This is a genomic window from Allocatelliglobosispora scoriae, assembly GCF_014204945.1.
GTDB classification, from domain to species: Bacteria; Actinomycetota; Actinomycetes; order Mycobacteriales; family Micromonosporaceae; genus Allocatelliglobosispora; species Allocatelliglobosispora scoriae.
The window spans coordinates 86,197-110,906 of the sequence record NZ_JACHMN010000003.1 but is presented as its reverse complement, the minus strand read 5'-3'; the positions used below and the strand labels follow the sequence as shown (position 1 = coordinate 110,906).

Sequence of the window (24,710 nt, the reverse complement as noted above, 5' to 3'; positions counted from 1 at the left end):
ATCCTACGGTGTCGGCCTGAACGATCGCTAAGCCTGCTGGAACAATTGTTCCAGCAGGGGCGAGTTACATCTTCTTCTCGATCTGGTTCCGGTTGGCGACGAACTCCGCCTTGATCTCGGCGACGGTCTTGTCGAAATAGGTGATCATGCCGAAGCTCGCCTTGTCGGTCCAGTAGCAGGCGGCGATGACCGCCGTCCCGGCCTTGCCGTCGGTGCACTTCGCGGTGCCACCGAGCGGGCCCGGCTCGACGGCGGCGAAATCGACCGTGCCGAGCTCCTTGGCGAGCCCGTCGGTGATCTCCTTCTGCGCGTTCGCCTCGTCGAGGTCCGGCACCGCCATCGCGAAGACCACGACGAGGTTCTTCTTGTCCCGGGTGCCGTAGTAGGCCGAGGCCGACCCGGTCGCCTTCGGCATCTCCTTCTTGAAGGAGGTCCGCGTCTCATCGGCCGCCTTGGCCAGCTCGGCCGTGGTGTTCTGCGGCCGCTCGCCGAGCGTCGCCGGCTCCATCACCACGGTCTTCGGCTCAGCGCTGGCCGGCTCCTTGTCGGTGAACTTGTCACCCGCGAAGACATAGGTGGCGACACCGCCACCGCCGCAGATGACCAGGACCAGGGTCAGGAAGATCCACAGACCCTTGCGCGACTTCTTCGGCGGCTCATAGCGGCGACCCTGCGTACGCTGCCCGTACTGGCCGGTCTGGACCGGCTCCTGCTCGATGTAGCCACCCTGGCGCGGATCCTGCTGCGGGGGGTAGCCGCCCTGCTGCGGCGGATAACCGCCCTGCTGCGGCGGGTATGTCGGCTGGCCGTAGCCCCCGCCCTGCTGCGGCGGGTAGCCACCCTGCTGGGGCGGGTAACCGCCCTGGGCGGGGTAGCCCCATGTCGGCTCCTGCGGGTAGTCACCGTGCTGCGGCGGGTAACCACGCTGCGGGTAACCGCTCCAGGTCTGATCCGGCGGATAGTTGCCCTGAGGCGGGTACCCTCCGTGCTGCGGCGGGGGCGGTGGGTAACCGCCCTGCGGCGGGTATCCGCCCTGCTGGGGTGGCTGCGCCGGGGGGTAGTAGGGCTCACGCTGGGGATAACCCGACGGTTGATCCGGCGATCCATAGTCGGGGTAGGACATGGTGGCTCCGAGGGGGTGTCAGGTGCCATGGTTCTAACGGAAAGGCAGATCGTAGCTGGGAAAACGGTCGTTCGGGAGAGGCAGTTCGGCCGGAGCGGATCAACCGCCCCGGCCGGGGCGATCGATCAGGCGACGTAGTCGGCCGCGCGTGCCTGGTCGTCGCCCGCGGGCGCCTTCTCCGGCACGTGCACGTCGTCGACGATGACATCGACACCCGTGACCTCAAGGCCCAGCAGGTTCTCCACCGAGTTGATGACCTTCACGCGCACGGTGTCGGTGACCGAGTGGACCACGTAGCCGAACTCGATGACGATGACGACCTCGATCGCCGCGGTGCGGCCCTCCAGCGTCACGGTGACGCCCTGGTCGGACTCGCCCTCGCCGAGGCCGATCCGCTCCTTCACCGAGCTGAAGATCCGGGCGACGTCGCCGCCGAGGTCGTGGACGCCGGGCACCTCGCGAGCCGCGATGCCGGCGATCTTCTCGACCACCTCGTGGCGGATCGTGGTGCGACCGCGATCGGCGGGCAGCTCCGCGTTGTTGCGCAGGCGGCGGCCCAGGTTGGTGGCGGCGGTCTTCGCCGCGTCGACGGCGTTGTCCGCCGCCTCGATGACCACGTCGCCGGCCTTGCCGAAAGCTACACCGGCGTCGGCCTTGACCTCGTCGAACTGCGAACGAACGCTGTCCAACGTGGACGGCGCCGCCGGGGACGGAGTCGCCGGAGCCGGCACCGCCTCAACTGTCTCGCTCATGAGAACTCCCCAAGTCTGTGTCTGCGTCGGCGCACTCTGCGGAGTGTTCTCGCGACGGCCGCCGCCACCCACTTCTGCGGGCACGCGCAGCCTACAACCGCCGGGCCAGTGCCGACACCCGCCGTTTTCCCCGTAAGCCGTCCGGAAATCGGCGTACACCAGGAAGCCTGGCCACCGTCACACGGCAGCCAGGCTCAGCAAATCGATCAACCTTTATGAACGGACGATCGTCGCGCACCCGTCGACGAGGTGGATCTCGGCGTCGCAGGCGGCTGCGGCCTGGGGGTCGTGTGTCGCGAAGACGACGGCAGCACCGCGCCGGGCCTCGGCGTGCAGCAGGTCGAGGACCTTCTGCCGGTTGGCGGCGTCGAGCTCGCTGGTGACCTCGTCGGCGAGGAGCACGTTGCCGCGCAGGGCGAGACCCCGTGCGATCGCGGTGCGCTGCTGCTGGCCGCCGGAGAGCTCCTCGACGAGCTGGTCGGCCTGACCGGCGAGGCCGACCTGGTCGAGCGCCTCAGCCGTGCGCCGACGGGCGTCGGCGGGAGCCGCACCGTTGGCGATCAGGGCCACCTGCACGTTCTCGCTGGCGGTGAGAATGGCGGCGAGGCCGTTCTCCTGGGGGACGAGCACGACGCCGTCGGCGACCGCCTGGTCCCGCTCGCTGATCGGGTGCCCGTCGACGGTGACCGAACCCTCCTGCGGCTTGATCAGCCCGGCCATCGCCCAGAGCAGCGTGGTCTTGCCGGCACCGGACGGACCGGTGACGGCGAGCACGCGGCCCGGCACGGCCATCGCGGACACATCGCGCAGGACCGGGCGATCCTTGCCATAGGCCACGGTGATGCGGTCCACCTGCACAGTCGAGGTCATCGCCCCTCCCCAAAGTATTCGGCGGGCGTCCGTCCACGATGGACACCGTCGCCCACGATCGGCTTGTCGATCCTAGCGGCGCCGGACCCGGCTGTGGGCCCCGTCCATAGGGGTGAGATTCCCGTCTGGTTGTTGCTGGTCGGAGCCATCGGATCGGTCACCGGCGCGGGTACGCTGCCGTGTCCCGAAGCGGGCATCGGACCGTTGGCGGGCACCAACCAGGCAGTGCCGTCAGTCCGGGGCACAATGCGCAAAAGCGTGCCCGGCGGCATGTAGTCGAGCACCTCGGCGGGCAGGTGCACCGAACCGTCGCGGGCGACCCGGGCGAACTCCTCGCCCCGGTGGCCCTCCGCACCGACCCGGCCGTCGCGGATCGTGACGGTACGCCCCATCCGGCCGCCGACATCCGGATCGTGGGTCACGATGACGACCGTCGTGCCGGAGCGGCGTACCGATTCCAGAGCCCCGATCACCTCGTCGCGGGCCTGCAGGTCGAGCTGGCTCGTCGGCTCGTCGGCGAGGAGCAGCCCCGGCCGGTTGGCGAGCGCCACGGCGATGGCGAGCCGCTGCCGCTCCCCCGGTGCCAGTCCGCTCGGCCGCAGCCGCACCCGGCCCCGGGTCAGGCCCACCAGCGACAGGATCTCGCGCGGGGGCGGGCTGTCGCGGCGCCGCTCGGCCGGCACTCCCCGCTGGGCGAAGCGCACGTTCTGCTCCGCGCTCAGGTAGGGCAGCAGGTTGCGGGAGGCGCCCTGCAGCACCACGCCGACATCGGTGGCCCGCATCCGGTGCAGCTCCACCTCGGTCGCCTTCGCCAGGTCGAGCTCACCGACCGTGGCCCGGCCGGCCGAGGGGCGCAGCAGCCCGGCGAGCACGCTGAGCAGGGTGGACTTGCCCGAACCCGACGGTCCGAGCAGCGCCACCGACTCGCCCGGCTCGATGTCGAGGTCGACACCGGCGAGGGCGACGACGTCGTACCCCTCGAGTTTGTAGATCGAGACCAGGCCGCGGCAGGTGAGCCCGATGCCCCGGATCGGCGGGCGCGCGGCACCGGCCACGCTCATGTCGGTCATGGTCAGGCTCATCAGAGCTCACCTCGCAGCAGGTCTGGGGTGGATCGGCGCAGCAGGCGGACGGCGACGAAGAGCGCGAGCAGCAGTGCGAGCAGGCTGGCACCGGCCGCCACGGCGATCGCGCCCAGGGCGGGGTGCCAGCTCGGATCGGCGAACTCCCCCACCGTGACCATCGCTATCCCCGGCAGCATCAGCCACGCGCTGCCGACGCCGACGGCGAAGCCGAGCAGCACCGGCAGGCCGAGCAGGGAGAGGTACTCGCGGCGCAGCCCTCGGCGCAGCACCTTGGGGCGCACACCGGCGACCCGCAGCGCGGCCATCTCCATCCGGCGGCCGTCGGCACCGATCCGGGTCACCAGCAGCACCACGCCGAGTGCCAGCAGCACCGCCACCGCACCGGCCAGCAGGTAGAGCCGCAGGCTCAGCGCGGGCGCGCGGCGGGCGAGCTGATCGGTGTAGTCGCCGACGGTCTCGGTACGGATCACCCGCACCCCCGCCGCGGCGAGCGGTCCCCGCAGATCGGCCGCGCCCGACGTGGTCCAGATCTCGTAGAAGAGCGTCGTTTCGTCGGCGTAGCCCGAGCCGTTGGCGGCGAGCTGGAGCCCGTAGTCGAGATCGACGAGGATCGCGTGGTCACCGGCGCGCGGGATCGTCGGCGCCGTGCCGACCACCTCGAACCGCTGCGGCAGCTCGGCGAAGGCCGGGAAGCTGAGCAGCGTGTCGCCGGGGCGCTCGGCCGGGACCCGGCCCGCCATCACCATCGGCAGCGCGGCAGGCGTGTCCAGGTAGTCGACGTGCAGGTCGGCGAAGCTGTTGGAGGTGGCGTCCAAGACCAGCCCGTTGTCGTGGCTGAGCTTGAGGGTCCAGCCGTTGCTGCGCTCCTGCACGAAGCGCCAGGCGGTCTCCTCGTCGAAGCGCACCGCGCCGGGACCGGCACCCGAGCTGAGGGCGGTCACCTTGATCGACACTGTCGCGGTCGCCGAGCCACCGGCCGGGCGCAGCACCTCCAGCCCGGCGAAGCGGCCCGCCGGAACCGATGCGCTGTAGTCGTGCACGCCCTTGCGCAGGGTGCCCAGCGAGATCGAGCGCGGCGCCTTGCCCGGTTCCAGCACCACGCCGCCGAGCCGCAGCGGCACCGCGCCGAGCTCGGTGACGTTGGCCCGGACGGTCAGCACGCCGCTCACCGGCACCGGATCGGGCGCCGGCGGGTGCAGCTTCGCCGCCAGGGCGACCAGCTCGTCCCGGCTGTGCCCGGCCCACTGCGCGACATCGGGGAACTGGGCCGCGGGCACGCCGATGACCTGGATGCGGCTGTCGGCGTACTGCTCGGAGCGGCGGACCACCGGCATCGCCGTCCCGTCCGGCGCCACCGTCTTCACCGCGGCGACGAGGACTTCCGGGTTGGGGGCGGTCACGGAGTAGACCCGGGCCGCGCCGACGACATTCTCCGCGTACGCCTGCCGGGCCTGCGACGCGACGTCCCAGGCGGTGGCGGCGAAGCCGAGCAGCGCCACGGCGACCGTCATCACGATGACGACGCGGTGCCGCCCCGGCCGCCGGGCCAGCTGAGCGTTGGCGAGCAGCGTCGCGACATTGCCGGTGCGCCGGGCCATCGCCAGCCGGGCACCCGCGACGATCCGCAGCAGCCGGGCGATGACGATGCCCGCGACCACGGCGAGCAGCGGTGCCGCGAGCAGCGCCAGCAGCGAGCCCCGCTCGCGCAGCGCGGCGAAGAGCGCCGCTGCGGCGAGCGCGACGGCGACACCCTCCAGCGCGCCGGTGCGCCAGCTGGTCCGCTGCGGCACGCGCCGCAACAGGCCGAGAACATTCGATCGCACGGTACGCCGCGACGCCGCCCACACGGCGAGGAACGACACGACCAGCGCGGCGGCACCGGCGGCGAAGGGTTCCCAGCGCAGCTCGACGGTGGTCCCCTCGGCGAGGAACCACTTCGCGGCGCCCGCGGCGATGCCCAGGCCCGCGGCGATGCCGAGCGGTGTCGCCAGGACTATCAGCGCCAGCACCTCGCCCTGCCCGAAGCGGGACGCGCGCCCGGCCGAGTAGCCGCGCAGCTTGGCGAGCGCGATCTCCGGCCCGCGCTCCTCGGCGAGGGACGCGACGAGCAGCATCAGCACGAAGAAGGCGAGCAGGACCAGCGGCACCGCGACGAGCGGCACGGTCGTGGAGATCGCCTCCTGGTCGACGGCGACCTCGTCGAGGAGCCGGTTGAGCGAGGTGTTGAGCTTGAGGTCGGCCCCGGCGAGGGTGAGCGAGAGGTTGCCGATGTCGCGGCGCAGGGGCTCGATGTCGTCGAGCCGCACCTTGTCCACGTTCATCGAGTAGCGCAGGGACATGCTGATCCGGGGCGGAGCGCTGGTGAGCGGGGTTCCGTGGAAACCCGGCCAGGCCCGGATGTCCTCCTCGCTCCCGGCGAAGATCGAGTCCGTACGCGAGACGCCCGTCTCGGGGTTGACGTAGCCCGTCTCGGAGAAGTAGCTGTTGACGCCCCAGAAGTCGGCGTTGGGGTCGTTCGGCGTGTAGGTGCCGACGATCTCCCGCCGGACCGGCGCCTTGCCCAGGGTGATCGTGAGGAACTCGCCGACCTCCCAGCCACGGGATTCGGCTGCCCGGGTGCTGACGATGATCTGGTCCGAGTCGATCGGGCAGTCTCCGACGATCTTCATCTGGGCGCAGAGGCGGTCGCGGTAGACGTACCGGCCGACGACCTTCTCGCCCGGACCGCCCGGCTTGCCGGACGCGCCCGCCGAGAGGATCTGGCTCTCGGTCTCGACGGCGGTCACGGGCTTTCCGACGAGGCTCTTCAGCAGCGGGTGCGAGGCGATGAAGGCATCCACGACCTGCTGCGAGTCGCCGGCCGGACCGGACTCGGGTCCGTCACCGGTGCCGTCCGCGCTGACCAGAAGGGAGGTGCCGGTGGCCGGCGCCGACCGCAGCGTGTCCGTCAGCACGGATTGCTGCGCAGCCCTCGTGTAAGCGGGGGTCAGCACAGCCGCCGCCGTCGCGATCACGGCCAGCACGAGCACGACCAGGGATCGCCCGGCCCGATGTCTCGCACCCCGCAACAGCACGGTCCAACCTGTCACGGTCGTTCCTCCAGATCTCGTGGTCGGCCAACACCATAGCCGCCACAAGGTGATCGTGGCAGCGTCCGTTACCCCCTCGCAGCCTGAGCGGCCCTTACCACCGCGATCACGCCGCCCGCGTCACCGTGCCCCACTCGCCGTACCCGTCCAGCCCGCCGCCTCGCGCCCGGCACCGCCTCTCGTCACGTTGTGCAGCAAAGCGTGCCCATTCACAGACGAATGGGCACGCTTTGCTGCACAACGTGACGGTGGGAGCGGTCAGGACTCCAGGGCTGCCAGGAGCCGTTCGGCCGCGGCGTAAGGATCCAGCGCGCCGACCGCCACCTTGCCCGCCAGCTCGTCGAGCTGCATGCCGTCGCCGCCGCGCAGGGAACCGATCCGGGCGCGCAGGGTGGCGAGCGCCACCGCCTCGATCTCGGCGGCGGCCCGCTCCGTCCGCCGCTTCGCCAGCTCGCCGGACTCCTCCAGATAGGACAAATGCTCGTCCAGGGTCGAGACCACCTCGGCGATCCCCTCACCCCGGGACGCCACGGTCCGCAGCACTCGCGGACGCCACTGGCCGGGCGGCCGCTCGCCGAGGGCGATCATGCCCTGGATGTCCCGGTATGTGTTGTCCGCGCCGTCCCGGTCCGCCTTGTTGATCACGAAGATGTCGGCGATCTCCAGGATGCCCGCCTTGACGGCCTGGATCGCGTCGCCCATCCCCGGCGCGAGCAGCACCAGGGTCGTGTCGGCGAGACTGGCGATCTCCACCTCGGCCTGGCCGACGCCGACGGTCTCGACCACGACGATGTCGCAGCCGATCCCCGCGAGCACCCGGGCCGCGGCCGGGGTCGCCGACGCGAGGCCGCCGAGGTGGCCCCGGCTCGACATCGACCGGATGTAGACGCCCGGATCGGTGGCGTGGTCCTGCATCCGCACCCGGTCGCCGAGAATCGCACCGCCGGTGAACGGGCTGGACGGGTCGATGGCGAGGACGCCCACCCGCTTGCCCGCACGCCGGAAGGCCGCCACCAGCTCGTTGGTGGTGGTGGACTTGCCGACGCCGGGCGAGCCGGTGAGGCCGATGATGTGGGCGCGCTGGGCGTGCTCGCCCAGCGCCCCGGCGATCCGGGGCAGCTCGGGGGCGCCCCGCTCGACGAGGCTGATCAGCTTCGCCACGCTGCGAGCATCACCCGCACGCGCGGCGCTGATCAGCTCGTCGACCGTAGGACTCACGCCGCAGGCACCTTCAAGATCAACGCATCGCCTTGGCCGCCGCCGCCGCAGAGCGCAGCCGCGCCGATGCCACCGCCGCGCCGCTTGAGCTCCAGCGCGAGGGTGAGGGCGAGCCGGGCACCGGACATGCCGATGGGGTGGCCGAGCGCGATCGCGCCGCCGTTAACGTTGACGATCGACGGGTCGACGCCGAGCTCGCGGGTGGAGGCGATGCCGACCGCGGCGAAGGCCTCGTTGATCTCGATCAGGTCGAGGTCGGCTGCGGTGATGCCCTCCTTCGCCAGCGCCTGCTTGATCGCGTTGGACGGCTGGGCGTGCAGCGAGGTGTCCGGACCGGCCACGTTGCCGTGAGCACCGATCTCGGCGAGCCAGGCCAGACCCAGCTCCTCGGCCTTCGCCTTGCTCATCACGACGACCGCGCAGGCACCGTCGGAGATCGGCGAGGCCGTCCCGGCGGTGATGGTGCCGTCCTTGCTGAATGCCGGGCGCAGCTTCGAGAGGGTCTCGACGGTGGTGTCCGGGCGAACGCCCTCGTCCTCACCGAGCACGATCGGATCGCCCTTGCGCTGCGGGATCGTCAGCGGCGTGATCTCCTCGGCGAAGACGCCGTTCTTCTGCGCGGCGGCGGCTCGCTGGTGCGAGTCGGCCGCGAAGGCGTCCTGCTCCTCACGGGTGATCTCCCACTTGCGGCCCTGCCGCTCGGTCGCCTCGCCCATCGGGATGCCCTCCCAGGCATCGGTGAGCCCGTCGAGCGCCATGTGGTCCTTGACGACCACGTCGCCGTACTTGTAGCCCGCCCGCTGGCCGACGAGCAGGTGCGGGGCGTTCGTCATCGACTCCATGCCGCCCGCGACCACGATCTCGACCTCACCGGCACGAATGAGCTGGTCGGCGAGGGCGATCGCGTCGAGGCCGGAGAGGCAGACCTTGTTGATCGTCAACGCGGGGACGGAGAGCGGGATGCCACCCGCCACGGCAGCCTGGCGGGCCGGGATCTGCCCGGCTCCGGCCTGGAGCACCTGGCCCATGATGACGTACTGCACCTGCTCCGGCGCGACACCGGCTCGCTCCAGCGCCGCGGCGATAGCCACGCCGCCCAGCGCGGTCGCGGGGAAATCCTTCAGGTTGCCGAGCAGACGACCCATGGGGGTACGCGCACCGGCCACGATCACCGAACTCATCCGTAGCTCCTCAGCTGTGGCACCCGACACGGCGCCTTAACGTTGGTTCGGTAAGACTAATGCCATGACTGAGCACCATGACTTGTCGACCTCGTCACAGGCTACTCCGACGGCCATCGGCCTGCTCCGGATCGATCACGTCGGCGTCGCCGTGGCCGATCTCGACGAGGCGATCGAGTTCTACGGCCGGGTCTTCGGGATGGTCTGCGTCCACACCGAGACCAACGAGGAGCAGGGCGTCCGCGAGGCGATGCTCCAGGTGGGGCCCACCCCCGACAGCGGCCGGCTCCAGCTCCTGGCTCCCTTGAACGCGGAGTCCACGATCGCGAAGTTCCTCGACCGCAAGGGCCCCGGCCTGCAACAGCTGGCATACACGGTCGAGGACATCGAGGCGACGAGCGCCGAACTGCGCAGCCGCGGAGTCCGGCTCCTCTACGACTCCCCCAAGCGGGGCACGTCCAACTCCCGCGTGAACTTCGTCCACCCCAAGGACGCCGGCGGCGTCCTGGTCGAGCTGGTCGAGCCGGCCCCCTAATTCGCGTTGATCAAGGGAAGACTCGCCATGTCGGGTGTCCGATTCGCGGCGAGTCTTCCCTTGATCAACGGGAATTTCAGCGGGGGGCGGAGTAGGCGGCGATGAGGTCCGCGGGGAGCTGCTCGAGGTCCGTCGAGCGGAGGAAGTCGCCCAGGGTGGTGCCCGTTGCAGCCGAGTCGACATTTTGGGCGCCGGCCAGGGTCGCCACGTCCTGGCGGTTGACCGTGCGGAAGTCGATCGAGAAGCGGGTCTTGCCCGAGGTGTTGGGCACCGTCGAGTGGAGCTGTGCGCCGGAGAACATCAGGATGCCGCCGGGGGGCGTCACCACGCGGATCTCGGGGTGCTTCTCCACCGGCTCGGTCGCCTCGGGCTGCCAGCGGGTCTCCATCGTGACCTGCTTCGCCGCCGAGGTGCGCCCCGTCGCCACCCACGTGTCGTAGGCGTAGCCGTCGGAGCTGTTGGGGACCTTCTCCGAGAAGTAGCGCGGGTGGAACGCCATGATGTTGGACTCGGTCACCTCGTAGACCGGCATCCACCAGTTGATCTGGCACATCGGCGCCGAGAACCAGGTGTCGCGGTGCACGTGGAACTGGTAGGTCAGCCCCGCGTTGAGGTAGTCGCTGGTCATCGTGCGCAGCCGCGGGACGTCCAGGTATGTCTCCTCCACCGCGCAACCGAGCTCGCCGAAGATCTGGCGCAGCAGATCCTTGGCGTAGGGGTGGTTGATGAAGGACGGCTTCAGGTCGGCGAGCACGTCCACGTAGGCCTGGGCCTCCATGTGGTGCTGCGCGTCCGGCGGGAAGTGCGGCGCGAACGCCTCCTCCGCCATGCGCCGAGCGAAGTTGATCAGCTCAAGCGTCCCGGCGGTAGGTGTGAAGACGAAGATGTCGCCGGCGAATAGCTTCTCCCGGCGCTCGTCGTCGGTGAGCTTGGCGTCGACGTAGACCACGGTCATGTCGACCACTCTTCCCCTAGTCAACCTCGTGCGCTGTCGTCCACCCGACTTTATTTCGCCGACCTTCCGGCCTCCAAGCGTGCCGAAAACCCCAACACGCCGGTGGACTTTTTCACAATGAGGTTCCCCAACCTAATTACCGTTAAGTAGCGTCCGGATACGCCCCTCAACACGCGGGCTGCCGACTATGTCGCGAACCGACATGGCGGGCGGCGTGCGAGTAACACCACGATGAGCTGGCATTGTTTCCCGGATTGAGGTCATGCTGTGCAGAAAATCCTTGACGCGATCATGGCGGCGGAGAATGCCGCCGATCCCGAGGCCGAGCTGGCGGCGATCGCCAAGCTGCCCGTACCGGAGAGCTATCGGGGCGTCGTGGTGCGCGCCGAGGAGACCTCCCTCTTCGAGGGGCTCGACAGCAGGGACAAGGACCCCCGCAGGTCACTGCATGTGCAGGAGGTCCCGACGCCGGAGCTGGCACCCGGTGAGGCCCTGATCGCGGTGATGGCGAGCGCGATCAACTACAACACCGTCTGGACCTCGATCTTCGAGCCGATGGACACCTTCGGCTTCCTGCGCCGGTACGGCCGGCTCTCCGAGCAGACCAAACGGCACGACCTGCCCTATCACGTGGTCGGGTCGGACGCGGCCGGCGTCGTGCTCCGGGTCGGACCGGGTGTCACCCGGTGGAACCCGGGCGACGAGGTGGTGGCGCACTGCCTCAACGTGGAGTTGGAGGAGGCGGCGGGCCACGACGACACGATGCTCGATCCACAGCAGCGGATCTGGGGCTTCGAGACCAACTTCGGCGGCCTCGCCGAGCTGTGCATCGTCAAGTCCAACCAGCTGATGCCGAAGCCACGGCATCTGAGCTGGGAGGAGGCCGCGTCACCGGGCCTGGTCAACTCCACTGCGTACCGGCAGCTCGTGTCACACCACGGCGCCAACATGAAGCAGGGCGACGTCGTGCTGATCTGGGGCGCGAGCGGCGGGCTCGGCAGCTATGCCACGCAGATGGCGCTCAACGGCGGCGCGATCCCGGTCTGCGTCGTCTCCAGCCCGGAGAAGGCCGAGCTCTGCCGCCGGATGGGCGCCGACCTGGTGATCGACCGAACGGCCGAGGATTTCCGCTTCTGGTCGGACGAGAACACCCAGGATCCGGCCGAGTGGCGCCGATTCGGCGAGAAGATCCGCGAACTCACCGGCGGCGAGGACCCGGACATCGTCTTCGAGCACCCGGGCCGGGAGACTTTCGGTGCGAGCGTCTATGTCACCAAGCGCGGCGGCACGATTGTGACCTGCGCCTCGACCTCGGGCTTCATGCATCAATTCGATAACCGCTATCTGTGGATGCACCTCAAGCGGATCGTCGGCAGCCACTTCGCCAATTATCGCGAGGCGTGGGAGGCGAATCGACTTATCGACCTGGGTCAGATCCATCCCACTCTCTCCAAGAGCTTCCCGCTGGAGCAGACGGGGCAGGCCGCGTACGAGGTGCACCGCAACGCACATCAGGGCAAAGTGGGCGTGCTGTGCCTGTCTCCGACCGAGGGCCTGGGTGTCCGGGATGGAGACAAGCGCGCGCGCTTCGAGACCGCGATCAACAGGTTCCGCAACTGCTAGATGACCTGCTGATCTTCCGGAACCCGGTGGGGGCGCAACGGCGCGCTCCCACCGCTCTGCGTTGTGAGCACGATCTAGTGTTCAAAACGGGTCAAAATGGTCACATCATGCAAACTTCATGAGTTGACCATATCTTTGGAGCCGAAACCTGCCCCACGCTCTTGCGAAGCCCCCCGGTACGTCTGCCAGTATGTGGCAATGCCCCAGCAGCAATCCAACGTCGCCTTCTTTGATGGCGCGAACACCCAACATGACTTCACTGTCGTCTTGCGTGGCTATGACCGCGAGCAGGTCAATGACTTCGTCGGCCGGCTGAACGCCCAGCTCGGCCAGACCGAGCAGGCCCGCGTCGAGTCCGAGCAGCGCATGAACGACGCGCAGCGCCGCCTTCGCCAGGCCGAGCAGCGCCTCAACTCGGTCGAGCAGAAGCTCACCGACACGAGCAAGCAGCTCGAGGAGAACAGCCGACCGACGCTCTCGGGTCTCGGCACGCGGGTCGAGCAGATCCTGCGCCTCGCGGAGGAGCAGGCCAACGACCACCGCGGCGAGTCCAAGCGCGAGTCGGAGGGCATCCTCTCGGCCGCCCGCCTCGAAGCCCGCGAGATCACCGACAAGGCTCGCGCCGAGGCCGCCGCCATGAAGGCGACCGCCGAGCGGGAGGCAGCCGCGCTGCGCACCGGTGTCGAGCGCGAGGCCGCCGAGGTGCGCGTCCAGGCTCGCCGCGAGGCCGACACCCTGCGTGCCGACGCCGACCGCGACACCAAGGCGCTGCGCACGGCGACCGCGCACGAGGTGGCCGAGCTGAAGGCGACCGTCGAGCGGGAGGTCGCCACGCTGCGTGCCACCGCCGAGCGGGAGATCACCCAGCTTCGCGCCAAGGCCTCCCGCGAGGCCGAGGAGAAGCGCGCCGAGGCGTCGAAGATGCTGGCGGACGCTCGCGACAAGCGCGACAAGGACCTCCAGGCGCTGCAGCTGGAGCTGGCCGAGCGCCGCGAGAAGACCGAGCGCGAGGAGGCCGCACGCCACGCGTCGCAGGTCCAGTCGACGCAGAAGATGGTCAACGAGGCCGAGGAGCGCGCACGCGCCGCCGAGGACCGCGCCAAGGAGATCGAGCAGCGCGCCGAGACCCGTCGGGTCGAGTCGGAGCGCAACGCGACCGAGACGATCGAGAAGGCCAAGGCGATCGCGGACAAGACGATCGGCGACGCCAAGGCCGAGGCGCACCGCGCGGTCAGCGAGGCTCGCACCGAGGCCGAGCTCACCACGAGCGCCGCTCGCCGCGAGGTCGAGGACCTCACTCGCCAGAAGGACGCGGTCACCTCGCAGCTGGGCCAGATGCTCTCCGGTCTCGCCGGCATCGTGCCGGTCGCTCCGCCTGCGGCGGAGAAGCCGGCCGCCAAGGCCAAGGGCGACGACGACAAGGCGTCCGCCTGATCCCACTCTTGGTTAGCATTTCCTGATCCGGGGCAAAACAGAACCACAGCAACAACCATCGCCTCGTTCCGCCGGTGTGTAGCCGTGCGGGACGGGGCGATGCGTGTGAGGATGAGGCAATGTCGCAAGGCGGAGATCTGTTCACACTCGGTGAAGGCGTTGCCACCGAACCAAGCTTCGATGTCGTCCTCCGGGGCTACGACAAGAAGCAGGTGGACCGCTATGTCAATCAGGTGGAGGCCGAAGTCGCCACCCTCGCCGCCGAGCGAGAACAGGCCTTCAATCAGATCGAGGCGCTCGCCGGGCACGTGCAACGGTTGCAGGTCGAGGCGACCGACGCCGCCCGGCGCGGACAGCTGCCCGCCAAGGTCTCCTTCCGCCACCTCGGCCAGCGCGTCGAGCAGATCCTCGGGCTCGCCGAGGATCAGGCCGAGGCGATCCTCGTCGAGGCGCGCCAGCAGGCCATCGACGATCGCGCCGAGGCCGAGCGGACCCTGAGCGACGCGCGTGAGCGGGCCGCCGCCGCGATCCGCGACTTCGAGATCGCCCTCGCCGCCCGCCGCAACGACGAGCAGCTCTCCGACGAGCAACGCCGCCAGGACACGCAGATGGCGATCCACAAGGCCAACTCCGACGCGCGCAACACGATCGACGTGGCCAACCGCGAGGTCACCGCACTGCGCGCCAAGGCACAGGCCGACGCGCAGAAGCTCGCCGCCGACGCACAGGCCGCCGCCACGAAGCTCACCGCCGAGACGCAGGCCGCCGCTGCGAAGCTCACCGCCGACACCCAGGCCGAAGCAGCGAAGATCGCGGCAGCCGCGAAGGCCGAGGCCGACAAGGTCCGGGCCGAGGCGAAGGCGGCCGCCGACAAGATCACCGCTGAGGCGTCCTCCCGGCGGACCTCGTCCGAGCAGGAGCTCGCCAAGGTCAAGGAGCTCACGGCCGCCGAGCAGCGCACCGTGGTCACCATCCAGGCGACGATCGCCGAGCTGACCGAGCGCCTCACCGCCGCCAAGGCCGAGTCCGAACAGATCCAGCACCGGCTCGGCGAGCTGCGTGGGCAGCTCGCCGCCGAGCGGGCCCGCCTCGCGGAGGCGCAGAAGGCGACCGAGGACGCCCTGCGCGCCGCCGCCGAGCAGAAGGCCGCCGACCAGCGCGCCACCGCCACGGCCACGGCCACCGGGACCGCGAGTGCCGCCGGTGTGTCGGCCGCGAGCACCGGCACTGCCGACACGGCAGCCGACGCCACGGCCGCCGGCGATGCCGACCAGGTTGTCTCCGCTGACGCCGTCGCGACCGCCGATTCCGCGGCGACCGCCGCCGACGGCGGATCCAAGGCCGCCACGCCGAGGACCCCGTCCGCTCAGCCCCAGCCGAAGCAGCAGGCAGCGGCTTCGCCCGAACCCGAGCAGGCGGCCACGGACGGGGACAAGCCGGAGACCGCCGACGCGCCGTCGGTCGGGTAGCCGACTGACCTGTTGGTGATCGACCCGTCGACCCGGTAGGTTGCGGCCCGATGAGGGCATTCCTAGCGGTCTCCGTCGCGCCCCGGCACGACGCCACGACCCCCACGCCGTCCGTTCTGGCCCAGCTCAGTGACGATGACACCACCGTCGATCACGTGCGCACCGATCCGGACGGCTGGATCGCCTTCGCCGGTGCCGACGCGGGTGACGATCTCGGCGCGGACGCCGGTGCGGCATTCACCGTGCTGTTGAGCCGTGCTGGGCGTACTCGACGGGGAGACGTCTCCACCGCGGACCTGGCGGCGATGCTGGCGCCCGGCGGCGACCCGCGTGGCCTGACCGACGTGCTGCCGCCCTTCGCGGTGGCGCACCGCGCCGCGGCCGGCGGACCCACGGTGGTCGCGACCGACTGGCTCGGGTTCCGCCAGCTCTACTGGTGGCGGGGCGACGGGATCGCCGCGGTCTCGACGAGCGCCCGCGCGCTGGCGGCCCTGGCCGGAGCGGCGTTCGACGACGGCGGCCTCGGTACGCAGGCGCTGGTGGGCTGGCAGGTCTCCGATACGACGATCTTCGCGGGTGTCCGGGTGCTGCCGCCGGCCACGATCGCGACGCTGCGGGCCGGGCAGCTGGAGTTCCGCACCTATGCCGAGCCGCCCGCGAGTGACGGCGTGGTGCCGGCGCTGGACGACGCGGTCGCCGAGATGGCGGAGATCCTGACCGGGTTCCAGACCGCCTACCTGGACGATCACCCCGACACGGTGCTGCAGCTCACGGGCGGTCACGACTCGCGCATCCTGCTCGGCGCCATCCCGGTGGCCCGGCGCAACGGGCTGCGGGCGCTGACCCTGGACTCCGGCGGCGGGCCCGACGCGACGATCGCGGCGAAGCTCTCCGCCCGCTACGGCATCCGCCACCACGTGCACCTGCTCGACTCGCAGCCGCTGCCGACCCCGGCCGAGGCGCACCGCCTCGCCATCGCGTCGGCCGAGGCGCTGGAGTGCATGGCGAGCCCGCTGGCGCTGGCGCCGCTGCTGCTCGCCGAGTCGCACCTCGACCAGGGACACCGCCTCTCCGGGCTCGGCGGCGAGGTCGCCCGCGGCTTCTACTACGCCGGCCAGCCCGCCGGCGCGGCGACATCACCGCAGCTGGTGGAGCGGCTCGCCAAGTGGCGGCTCTTCAGCAACGAGGCGGTCACCGCCGACGCGCTGGAGCCCGGCTGGCTCGACGAGGCGCGCTCGTCGACGCTGGCAAAGCTGAACACCGTCATCGGCTCGGGCGACTGGCTGCGCGCGACCGACGAGTTCTACCTCTTCCACCGGATGCACCGCTGGGCGGCCGCGCACGGTACGGTCGCCGCGGTGCGACGGCACTTCATCAACCCGATGTTCGACCGGCGTTTCATCGAGCTGGCGCTGGCAGTGGCACCCGCGGAGAAGCGGGATTCGCTGCTGCTGGGCCGCCTCATGACCCACCTCGATCGGGAGCTGGCGTTGACGCCGCTCGACTCGGGGCTGATCCCGGCGAAGCTGGGCCGGCGAACTGCTGCGACCCGGCTCGCCACGGGGCGGCTGACGGCGCGCAAGGCGGTCCGCAAGATCCAGCAGCGGCTGACCCGGTCGCGGCGGGCCCAGTTCGGTGCGTCGACCATGTCCGGCCTCGTCCTGGCGCACTGGCGGCAGGCCCCGGGCACGGTGGAGGCGCTGCGGTCGGCGCCGATGCTGCGTCAGCAGTGGGTGGACGGCCTGCTCAAGGGCGAGCACACCGCCGAGCCGACGACGATGGCGTTCCTCATCAACGTGGTCGCGGCGAGCACCACCGCGCCGCGCTGACGCTCCGCCGGGCAGCGCTTGATCGCGTTGTTTCACGGAAACAGCCCCCTCCCGATGACTCGGAGGGGGCTGTTTCCGTGAAACAACGCGATCAAGGCCGGGGAGGAGCGCTACCCCAACCCGCCGTGCACCGTGTGTCTGATCTTCCTGTCCGGGTGGGTCAGCCGCCACAGCGCACCGGTCATGCCGGTGAGCAGGGCAAACGTCGTGCTGAACGTGGTGAAGCCGAACGAGTCGAAGGTCGCACCGGCGAGCATCGCGATGACCTGCACGGCGACGAAGCAGAGCGCGAGGTGCTTGCCCTCGGGGGTCGTCGACCGGCGGTAGATGAAGATCGCCAGCACGATCGCGGTGATGTGCAGCAGGGCCAGCGCGAAGAGGCCGACGTAGCCGCCGCTGACGAGCTGCCCGAGCCACTGGTTGTCCAGGATGATGTAGAGCTTCGGAATGAAGGTGCCATAGCCGCGGCCGAACCAGGGCGCCTCGCGGACATAGGAGAAGACGATGTCGTAGTCGCTGGTGCGGCCCTCGATGCTCGGGTCGTCGGACATGTTGGAGAAGAGTCCGAGCAGGGTGCCGATGAAGCCCGGCCGGACGAGCGCCATGCCCGCGATCATCCCGAGCGAGACGACGCCGATGTTGAAGCGGGTGCGGTTGGGCCAGAACGGGAAGAGGATCACCGCAGCCGCCAGGGCCGCGAGCATGCCGGAGCGGGACAGGGTGATCGGCACCGCCGACGCCATCAGGAGCGATGCGGCTCCGGCGGCCTGCCGCAGCGGCCGGGTCTTGCCGAAGCGCACCAGGTGGATGCCGAGCGGCAGCAGCATCGCCATGACGACGGAGAACTCGATGTAGTGCGTCGCGGTGCTCGCGACCCGGTAGAAACCGCTGCGCGCCTCCAGACCCTCGAGCTCGGCGATGAGCTGCAGGCCGGGGAACTTCATGTACTGCGTGACATCGAAATTCAGGGCGAACTGCAGGTTGCCGATGAGGCCCATCAGGCCGCCGCACCAGACCAGCATGCGGACGAGGTCCTCGAAGCGGACCATCGTCGCGATGCCGTCCGCCGCCGCGAGCACCACTCCCAGGAAGATCATCCACAGGATGAGCTCGCGGTCCGCGCCGCTCGACTCCAGCGGTGGCAACCCGCGCATCCCGCCCGCGACATAGGAGGCGAGCAGCGATAGCACGAAGATGAGCGAGACCCAGCGCATCGGTTGGTGGCCCCGGACGGTGAGCCCGGGGTGCACCCGGGCCACCACCCAGATCGCCATCAGCAGCATGCCGAGCACCAGCGCCGGGCGGCCGAAGTTGGACATCTGGGGCACGATGAGCCGCGACGGCAGCAGCATCAGCAGGATGATCAGCAGATTCAGGACCGATGCCACATCGATGACGTGGCGGCGCATCCGCGACGCGTACGTCCCCTCGGACACCTCGCTCGGATCGAAGTCCGCATAGGCGCCGATGCCGGTCGCGGTCATTTCTTCTGCTTGTCCTTGCCGCCCGCCACCGGTGCCGACGGGCCGAGGCCGGCACTGACGATGGGCATGATGATCGTCGAGTCGTCCTGCTGCGGCGGCGGGATCAGACCGATCGTCGTCTGGTCGGACGAGCCGTCAGCACCCATGTACTTCACGTTGATCGACGGCGGCGGCTTCTCCTCCGACGACCGCGACTGGACCGGCGCGGCAGCGGCGGCCTTCGCCGTCTTCACCCCGCCACCGGCGAGCGAGATCGCCCGCTGCTGGGCGTGGGTCGGCACCGCGAGGCCCGGGTTGCGGCGGCGGTGCAGGCTGTCGTAGCCGATGGCGGCGGTGGCGCTGATGATGAGGCCGATGCCGAAGACGGCGATGAGCGTGCGCTTCATCTTGCCGGTCTCGGTCGTGATGCTGTCGCCGTTGTCGAAGGCGATGGTCGTGACCTCTTCGCCCGACTGCAGCCGGTACTGCGCCTGGCGGGACTTCACGTCGGCGGCGATGATGTCCATGATGTAACGGGTGGTGAGCTGTGCCTGCTCCTTGGTGGGAGCGGTGGTCTTGATGGTGATGACCGATCCGAAGCGCAGGTCGGTGTCGGCCTCCCACTCGCCGACGTAACCGTCGTCGGCGACCTGGTCGTGCACCGCCTTGTTGCGCAGACGCACGATCGCGGCGTCCGTGAGCGAGCTGGTGGTCCATGGATTGACTTTGCGGGTGGTGCCGCCGCCGGTCGTCGGGTCCACGACCACGCTCGGATCGAGCAGGCTCAGATTGCCCGTCGCCGTGTAGTCGGGCTTGATGCTCACCGCGATGTAGGCCATCGCGCCGAAGGTAAGCAGCAGCAGCGGCACGGTGACCAACCACCGCCGAGCCACAACCTTGGCGATCTCCCAGATATCCATGTTCGTCTCGTCCTCGGTTCCGGGGGGCAACAGATCTGGCACCTGCGAGTCAGGGCGCCGAGGCGTCCGTCCGCGTGCGACGCCCAGAGTATCGCCACAGAGTACCGCCATGCATGATCAATTACTCTAGGCCGGACAGCCAGCATCCCGGCCTCCTGTGACGGATTGTCGACTCTGCCATCGTGCCTGTTGGCTGATTGGATACCGTGCCTGCCTGAGCAGGGCGGAGGCGCCCGATCGAGGCTCGTTCGCTGGAGGTGTGATGGCCGACTGTCGGCTGTGCGGGACCACGTTGACGGAGACTTTCGTCGACCTTGGCATGTCGCCGTTGTGTGAAAGCTTCCTTCGGGGGGATCAATTGGACGACCGGGAGTCGTTCTACCCGTTGAATGTCCGGATCTGCCACGAGTGCCTGCTGGTTCAGCTGCCCGCCTACGTGCCCGGCGAGGAGATCTTCTCCGATTACGCCTACTTCTCCTCCTACTCCACGTCGTGGGTCGCGCACGCCGGCCGGTACGCCAGCACCATGATCGACAAGCTCGGCCTGGGCGCTGAGAGCCTTGTCACAGAGGTGGCGAGCAACGACGGTTACCTGCTCCAGCACTTCGTCGCGGCCGGCGTACCGGTGCTGGGCGTCGAGCCCGCCGGCAACGTCGCCGAGGTGGCCCGCGGCAAGGGCATCCGCACCGAGGTCGAGTTCCTCGGTGCCGAGACCGGTGCCGCGCTCGCCGCCAAGCACGGCCGGGCCGACCTGGTCGCGGGCAACAACGTCTACGCACACATCCCGGACCTGATCGGGTTCTCGCAGGGCCTCGCCAACCTGGTCAAGCCGGAGGGCCTGGTCACGCTGGAGTTCCCGCACCTGCTGCGGCTGATCGAGCGCAACCAGTTCGACACGATCTACCACGAGCACTACCACTACCTGTCGCTGCTGACGGCCCAGCGCGCGCTCGCCACGGCCGGCCTGACGGTGGTGGACGTCGAGGAGCTGAGCACGCACGGCGGTTCGCTGCGGGTGCACGCGCGCCACACCGGCGACGGCCACAGCCCGAGCGCCGCGGTCAAGGAGGTCCTGGCCGCCGAGGCCGAGGCCGGGCTGCACACGGTCGAGGGCCACCGGGGCTTCGCCGAGTCGGTCTTCCGGATCAAGCAGGACCTCGTGGAGTTTCTCCTCACAGCGCGGGCCGAGGGCAAGACCGTCGTCGGCTATGGTGCACCTGGCAAGGGAAACACCCTGCTCAACCACTGTGGCATCCGGTCGGACCTGCTCAGCTACACGGTCGACCGGTCGCCGCACAAGCACGACATGTTCCTGCCCGGCACCCACATCCCGATCTACGCGCCGGAGCGCATCGCGGAGACCAGGCCGGATTACGTGCTGATCCTGCCGTGGAACCTCCGCGAGGAGCTGACGGCGCAGCTCGCCTACGTCGGCGAGTGGGGCGGCCGGCTGGTCTTCCCGATCCCGAGCCTTGAGGTGGTCTCACCGTGAAGGTAGTCCTGTTCTGCGGCGGTTTCGGCCTGCGCATGCGGGAGGGCCAGGGCAGCGCGCCGAAGCCGATGTCGATGATCGGCGACCGCCCGCTGCTCTGGCACATCATGCGTTACTACGCCTTTTACGGACATACCGAATTCATCCTGTGCCTCGGGTACGGCGCCGCCGCCGTCAAGGACTACTTCCTGCACTACGACGAGACGCTGAGCAACGACTTCACCCTCACCTCGGGCGGACGCGACCTGCTGCTGCACTCGACGGACATCACCGAATGGAAGATCACCTTCATCGACACCGGTCTGCGCGCCACCATCGGCGAGCGGCTGTCGAAGGTGCGCCCCTACATCGGTGACGACGAGATCTTCCTCGCCAACTACGCCGACACGCTCACCGACGTGCACCTGCCCGACCTGATCTCCCGATTCCGGGCCTCCGACGCGACCGCGAGCATGCTCGCCGTACCGGTGGCCTCCACGCACCACGTGGTGGAGTTCGGCGACGACGGCATCGTGACCGAGGTGCGCGAGCTGCGCGACGCCAACAAGTGGGAGAACGGCGGCTACTTCGTCATGCGCCCGGGCATCTTCGACGCCCTGCGCGACGGCGAGGACATGGTGCCGCACGCCTTCACCCGCCTCGCCGACAAGGGCCAGCTGATGGCGCAGCGGCACGAGGGCTTCTGGCGGGCCGCCGACACCTTCAAGGACCGTGCCGAACTGGAGGAGATGTTCCATACCGGACATTCCCCCTGGATGGTGTGGGACGCACAGCGGGGCGGCAGCACTCACCGCAACGCCGGTCCGCAGGGGTAGGCGTGCGCTCACTCGCCCTCCCCGGCATCCGCAACCTGGTCGCGATCGGCGCGCACCCCGACGACATCGAGATCGCCGTCGGCGGCACGCTGCTCACCCTCGCCAAGACCAATCCGGGGGTACGCGTGACCTACGCGCTCGCCACCGGATCACCGGACCGGGTCGCCGAGGCACACTCGGCGGCCAGGGCGTTCCTGCCTGGTGCGGAGCTCACCTTCGTCCAGCACGAGCTGCCCGACAGCCGCCTGCCGGCGCACTGGAACGCGGTGAAGGAGTTCCTCGGCGAGGTCGTCTCGGTGGCGGGCGAGCCCGACCTGGTCCTCTGCCCGGCCCGGCACGACGCCCACCAGGACCACCGGCTCCTCGCCGAGCTGGTGCCGACGTCGTTCCGGGACGCGCTGGCCCTGCACTACGAGATCCCCAAGTGGGACGGCGACCTCGGCCGCCCGCATCTGTATGTCGCCCTCGACAACGAGGTGGCCCGGCATAAGGTCGCCCTGCTGCACGAGCACTTCCCGTCGCAGAAGGCCCGGGACTGGTGGGACGACGAGGTCTTCCTGGGGCTGGCGAGGCTGCGCGGCATGGAGTGCCGCTCCCGTTACGCCGAGGCCTTCTGGACCACGAAGGCCCGCCTGTCGTTCTGACCCAAGATCGCCGCAACTCTTCAAGAGTTGTTGCTTCAGGCCGCCAGGCCTTAAGCACAACTCTTGAAGAGTTGCGGCGATCTTGGCTATTTGCGGGTCATCACTTCCAGGACGCGGCGGCCGGTGCTGCGGCCGAGCTTGGACCAGTTGCGCAGGGCCCAGACGTTGAGGGCCTTGCGGCAGTCCCGCTTCTGCGCCTCGGTGATCGGCGCCCGCTCGATGGAGGCCCGCAGCTCCTTGGCGTAGTGCAGCACGAAGGCGCGGGAGCCGTTGGGGGTCAGGTAGGCGTTGACGGCGGAGTTGTCCTTGCGCCCCATCGCCCGGGTCGCGCGGTCGAGGTGCTGCCGGATGAAGTAGAGCCGCTCCTGGTCACGCAGCATCGGCCCGGTCAGCGCGAGCTCGGCGCAGTAGAGCCGGTCACCCGTCCAGAATTTCGGCATCAATCCGGTCTGCAGCATCGCCGATCGTCGGGTGACACCGAAGGTGAACTGGCAGAAGTGCCCCCAACCGGCAAAGTCGGCGAACCTGACGGCCGGATCCGGATCGTCCGAACGCACATTCTCGTCGACACCGTCGATCGGCTGGTCGTCACCGTCGATGAGCTGCACCTGCGACATGGCGCAGACCGCGTCCGGACGCGCGTCGAGCATCGCCACCATCCGGGCGAAGAAGCGCGGGTCGAACATGTCGTCCGAGGCCAGCCAGGCGAAGTACGGCGCGGTGGTGTGGTGGAAGACGTAGTTGAAGTTGGGGATCGCACCCATGTTCTCGGCGTGCTGGATCACGCGGATGCGCGGATCCTCCTTCGCCGCAGCCTTCGCCACCTCGAACGTGTCATCGGTGGAGGCGTTGTCCGCGATCAGCACCTCGATGTCCGCGTACTCCTGGTCGCGCAGGCAGGCCAGCGTGCGCTCCAGATAAGCCGCCCGGTTGTAGACCGGCATCCCGATGGCGAGGGTCGCCATGGCTCCTCCTGGTGTAGCTGATGGCGTGTCCGCGGGCGGCCCCGCGAGCCCGCGCCGACGCTGTGTCGACGACACGCTACAGCCCGGAACGAAGGGGGTACCCAGCGCGAACGTACCGGGTGGGTGTCGCGATGGCGACAGTAGCGAGGTCGGCGCCCGCACTATTGTCGCAGGGTGATCGTGGGAGGAATACGTGACCTGGTGCGCAATGCGGGCCTCGCAAGAGACCTGCGATCGCGTCGCCCGCCGCGGATCGAGATCGTCGGCGAGCCGGACGCGGCGCCGACGGTCTACTACGTGTGCCCGGATCGCGCGCACCACTCCGGCGGCGTGCGCACGATCTACCGCCACGTCGACATCCTCAACGGGATCGGGATCACGGCCGCGGTGCTGCACACCAAGCGGGGTTTCCACTGCGATTGGTTCGTCAACGACACCGTCGTGACCTCCTTCCCGGAGGCGACCTTCGGGCCGAACGACATCCTCGTCATCCCCGAGTGGTACGGACCGGCCCTCGACGCCTTCCCCCCTGAGCTGCGGAAAGTCATCTTCAACCAGGGCGCCTATCACACCTTCGACCACACCCCCTTCGCCGCCAGCGAGGCCGGCGCCCCCTATGCCGGGATCGCCAACATCGTCGCCCTGCTCGCCGTCTCGGCGGACAGCGAGGCGCTGCTGCAGCACACGTTCCCGGAGATCCCGGTGCACCGGGCCCGCAACGTCGTGGAGAGCCACCTCTTCCATCCGCCGCTGACCCCGGCCGGGAAGCGGATCGCCTACACCGTCCGGCGCCGCCCCGCCGAGCGCGAGCAGCTCCTGCACACGCTGCGTGCTCGCGGTGTGCTCGCGGGCTGGGAGCTCGTGCCGATCGAGGGCTTCACCGAGGCGCAAGCGGCCGAGGCGCTGCGCTCCTGCTCGCTCTTCTTCAGCTTCGCCGAGCGTGAGGGCTTCGGTCTGCCACCCGCCGAGGCGATGGCGAGCGGCTGCTACGTGATCGGCTACACCGGCATGGGCGGCCGGGAGCTCTTCGACCCGTCGTTCTGCGCGCCCATCGACGACGGCGACCTGCTCGCGTTCGCCGTCACGGCCGAGGACGCGATGCTGCGGCACGTGCGCGATCCGGAGGCGATCGCCAAAGCGGGCCGGCTCGCGTCGGAGCGGGTGCTGGCCCGTTATACGGCCCGGGGTCTGGAACAGGACCTGACTGCCTTCTACCGACCCTTGCTCGGCAAGGCCTGAGGAGACGAC

The 24,710-nt window shown here is 69.6% G+C and carries 20 protein-coding genes; 9 read left to right on the top strand and 11 right to left on the bottom strand.

Annotation, left to right across the window (positions count from 1 at the left end; translation table 11 throughout):
- Positions 1-64: 64 nt before the first annotated feature.
- The 7 genes from F4553_RS41960 to F4553_RS27190 form a co-directional block, all read right to left on the bottom strand.
- Positions 65-1,123 carry a flagellar basal body-associated FliL family protein gene (locus tag F4553_RS41960; protein ID WP_184841465.1) on the bottom strand — a complete coding sequence of 353 codons (1,059 nt, stop codon included), beginning with the start codon at positions 1,121-1,123 and terminating at the stop codon, positions 65-67.
- A 125-nt stretch (positions 1,124-1,248) separates the two neighbouring features.
- On the bottom strand, positions 1,249-1,875 hold the full coding sequence (locus F4553_RS27215) for an Asp23/Gls24 family envelope stress response protein (protein ID WP_184841463.1): 627 nt from the start codon (positions 1,873-1,875) through the stop codon (positions 1,249-1,251).
- Positions 1,876-2,088: 213 nt separating this feature from the next.
- A complete protein-coding gene (locus tag F4553_RS27210) occupies positions 2,089-2,745 on the bottom strand; it encodes an ABC transporter ATP-binding protein (protein ID WP_184841460.1) in 657 nt (218 codons plus the stop codon).
- Positions 2,742-3,827 carry an ABC transporter ATP-binding protein gene (locus F4553_RS27205; protein WP_246467488.1) on the bottom strand — a complete coding sequence of 362 codons (1,086 nt, stop codon included), beginning with the start codon at positions 3,825-3,827 and terminating at the stop codon, positions 2,742-2,744. Before F4553_RS27205 ends, F4553_RS27210 begins: the two co-directional genes overlap by 4 nt.
- Positions 3,827-6,919, bottom strand: a complete 3,093-nt coding sequence (locus F4553_RS27200) for an FtsX-like permease family protein (protein WP_184841458.1) — start codon at positions 6,917-6,919, stop codon at positions 3,827-3,829. The genes F4553_RS27205 and F4553_RS27200 overlap by 1 nt, the downstream gene beginning before the upstream one ends.
- Before the next feature lie 258 nt (positions 6,920-7,177).
- Positions 7,178-8,137: a methylmalonyl Co-A mutase-associated GTPase MeaB gene (gene meaB / locus F4553_RS27195; RefSeq protein WP_184841456.1), complete on the bottom strand. Its 960-nt coding sequence runs from the start codon at positions 8,135-8,137 to the stop codon at positions 7,178-7,180.
- Positions 8,134-9,318, bottom strand: a complete 1,185-nt coding sequence (locus F4553_RS27190; RefSeq protein ID WP_184841454.1) for an acetyl-CoA C-acetyltransferase — start codon at positions 9,316-9,318, stop codon at positions 8,134-8,136. The genes meaB and F4553_RS27190 overlap by 4 nt, the downstream gene beginning before the upstream one ends.
- A gap of 64 nt (positions 9,319-9,382) precedes the next feature.
- On the opposite strand from F4553_RS27190, the gene mce reads away from it, so the two are divergent.
- Positions 9,383-9,853 (top strand): methylmalonyl-CoA epimerase, encoded by a 471-nt coding sequence (mce, locus tag F4553_RS27185; protein ID WP_184841452.1) that lies wholly within the window; start codon positions 9,383-9,385, stop codon positions 9,851-9,853.
- A 76-nt stretch (positions 9,854-9,929) separates the two neighbouring features.
- Here the strand turns inward: mce and F4553_RS27180 are convergent, their stop codons facing one another.
- Positions 9,930-10,808, bottom strand: a complete 879-nt coding sequence (locus F4553_RS27180) for a phytanoyl-CoA dioxygenase family protein (protein WP_184841450.1) — start codon at positions 10,806-10,808, stop codon at positions 9,930-9,932.
- 267 nt (positions 10,809-11,075) lie between these two features.
- Here F4553_RS27180 and ccrA point away from each other — a divergent pair, with 267 nt between their 5' ends.
- The 4 genes from ccrA to F4553_RS27160 all read left to right on the top strand — a co-directional run bounded on the left by ccrA (position 11,076) and on the right by F4553_RS27160 (position 17,163).
- A complete protein-coding gene (ccrA, locus tag F4553_RS27175; RefSeq protein ID WP_184841448.1) occupies positions 11,076-12,431 on the top strand; it encodes a crotonyl-CoA carboxylase/reductase in 1,356 nt (451 codons plus the stop codon).
- A gap of 198 nt (positions 12,432-12,629) precedes the next feature.
- Positions 12,630-13,865 (top strand): DivIVA domain-containing protein, encoded by a 1,236-nt coding sequence (locus tag F4553_RS27170; RefSeq protein ID WP_184841446.1) that lies wholly within the window; start codon positions 12,630-12,632, stop codon positions 13,863-13,865.
- Between the two features lie 119 nt (positions 13,866-13,984).
- Positions 13,985-15,334 (top strand): DivIVA domain-containing protein, encoded by a 1,350-nt coding sequence (locus F4553_RS27165; RefSeq protein WP_184841444.1) that lies wholly within the window; start codon positions 13,985-13,987, stop codon positions 15,332-15,334.
- Between the two features lie 50 nt (positions 15,335-15,384).
- Entirely contained in the window at positions 15,385-17,163 is a 1,779-nt protein-coding gene (locus F4553_RS27160; protein WP_184841442.1) for an asparagine synthetase B family protein, read from the top strand.
- 110 nt (positions 17,164-17,273) lie between these two features.
- Here the strand turns inward: F4553_RS27160 and F4553_RS27155 are convergent, their stop codons facing one another.
- A complete protein-coding gene (locus F4553_RS27155; RefSeq protein ID WP_184841440.1) occupies positions 17,274-18,647 on the bottom strand; it encodes an O-antigen ligase family protein in 1,374 nt (457 codons plus the stop codon).
- The gene (locus F4553_RS27150) at positions 18,644-19,546 is read right to left on the bottom strand and encodes a hypothetical protein (protein ID WP_184841438.1); all 903 of its coding nucleotides are present in this window, start codon (positions 19,544-19,546) and stop codon (positions 18,644-18,646) included. The genes F4553_RS27155 and F4553_RS27150 overlap by 4 nt, the downstream gene beginning before the upstream one ends.
- A 262-nt stretch (positions 19,547-19,808) precedes the next feature.
- On the opposite strand from F4553_RS27150, the gene F4553_RS27145 reads away from it, so the two are divergent.
- From F4553_RS27145 to F4553_RS27135, 3 genes are read left to right on the top strand one after another with little or no spacing between them, the layout of a single operon-like run.
- Complete coding sequence (locus F4553_RS27145; RefSeq protein ID WP_184841436.1) at positions 19,809-21,038, top strand: class I SAM-dependent methyltransferase; 1,230 nt, start codon at positions 19,809-19,811, stop codon at positions 21,036-21,038.
- Positions 21,035-21,853, top strand: coding sequence for a glycosyltransferase family protein (locus tag F4553_RS27140; RefSeq protein WP_184841434.1), 819 nt, complete (start codon positions 21,035-21,037; stop codon positions 21,851-21,853). The genes F4553_RS27145 and F4553_RS27140 overlap by 4 nt, the downstream gene beginning before the upstream one ends.
- Positions 21,854-21,855: 2 nt before the next feature.
- Positions 21,856-22,497, top strand: coding sequence for a PIG-L deacetylase family protein (locus tag F4553_RS27135; protein ID WP_184841433.1), 642 nt, complete (start codon positions 21,856-21,858; stop codon positions 22,495-22,497).
- Between the two features lie 86 nt (positions 22,498-22,583).
- On the opposite strand, the gene F4553_RS27130 is transcribed toward F4553_RS27135, so the two are convergent.
- Positions 22,584-23,462 carry a glycosyltransferase family 2 protein gene (locus F4553_RS27130; RefSeq protein ID WP_184841431.1) on the bottom strand — a complete coding sequence of 293 codons (879 nt, stop codon included), beginning with the start codon at positions 23,460-23,462 and terminating at the stop codon, positions 22,584-22,586.
- Positions 23,463-23,636: 174 nt separating this feature from the next.
- On the opposite strand from F4553_RS27130, the gene F4553_RS27125 reads away from it, so the two are divergent.
- On the top strand, positions 23,637-24,701 hold the full coding sequence (locus F4553_RS27125; RefSeq protein ID WP_184841429.1) for a glycosyltransferase: 1,065 nt from the start codon (positions 23,637-23,639) through the stop codon (positions 24,699-24,701).
- The last annotated feature ends 9 nt before the right edge of the window (positions 24,702-24,710 follow it).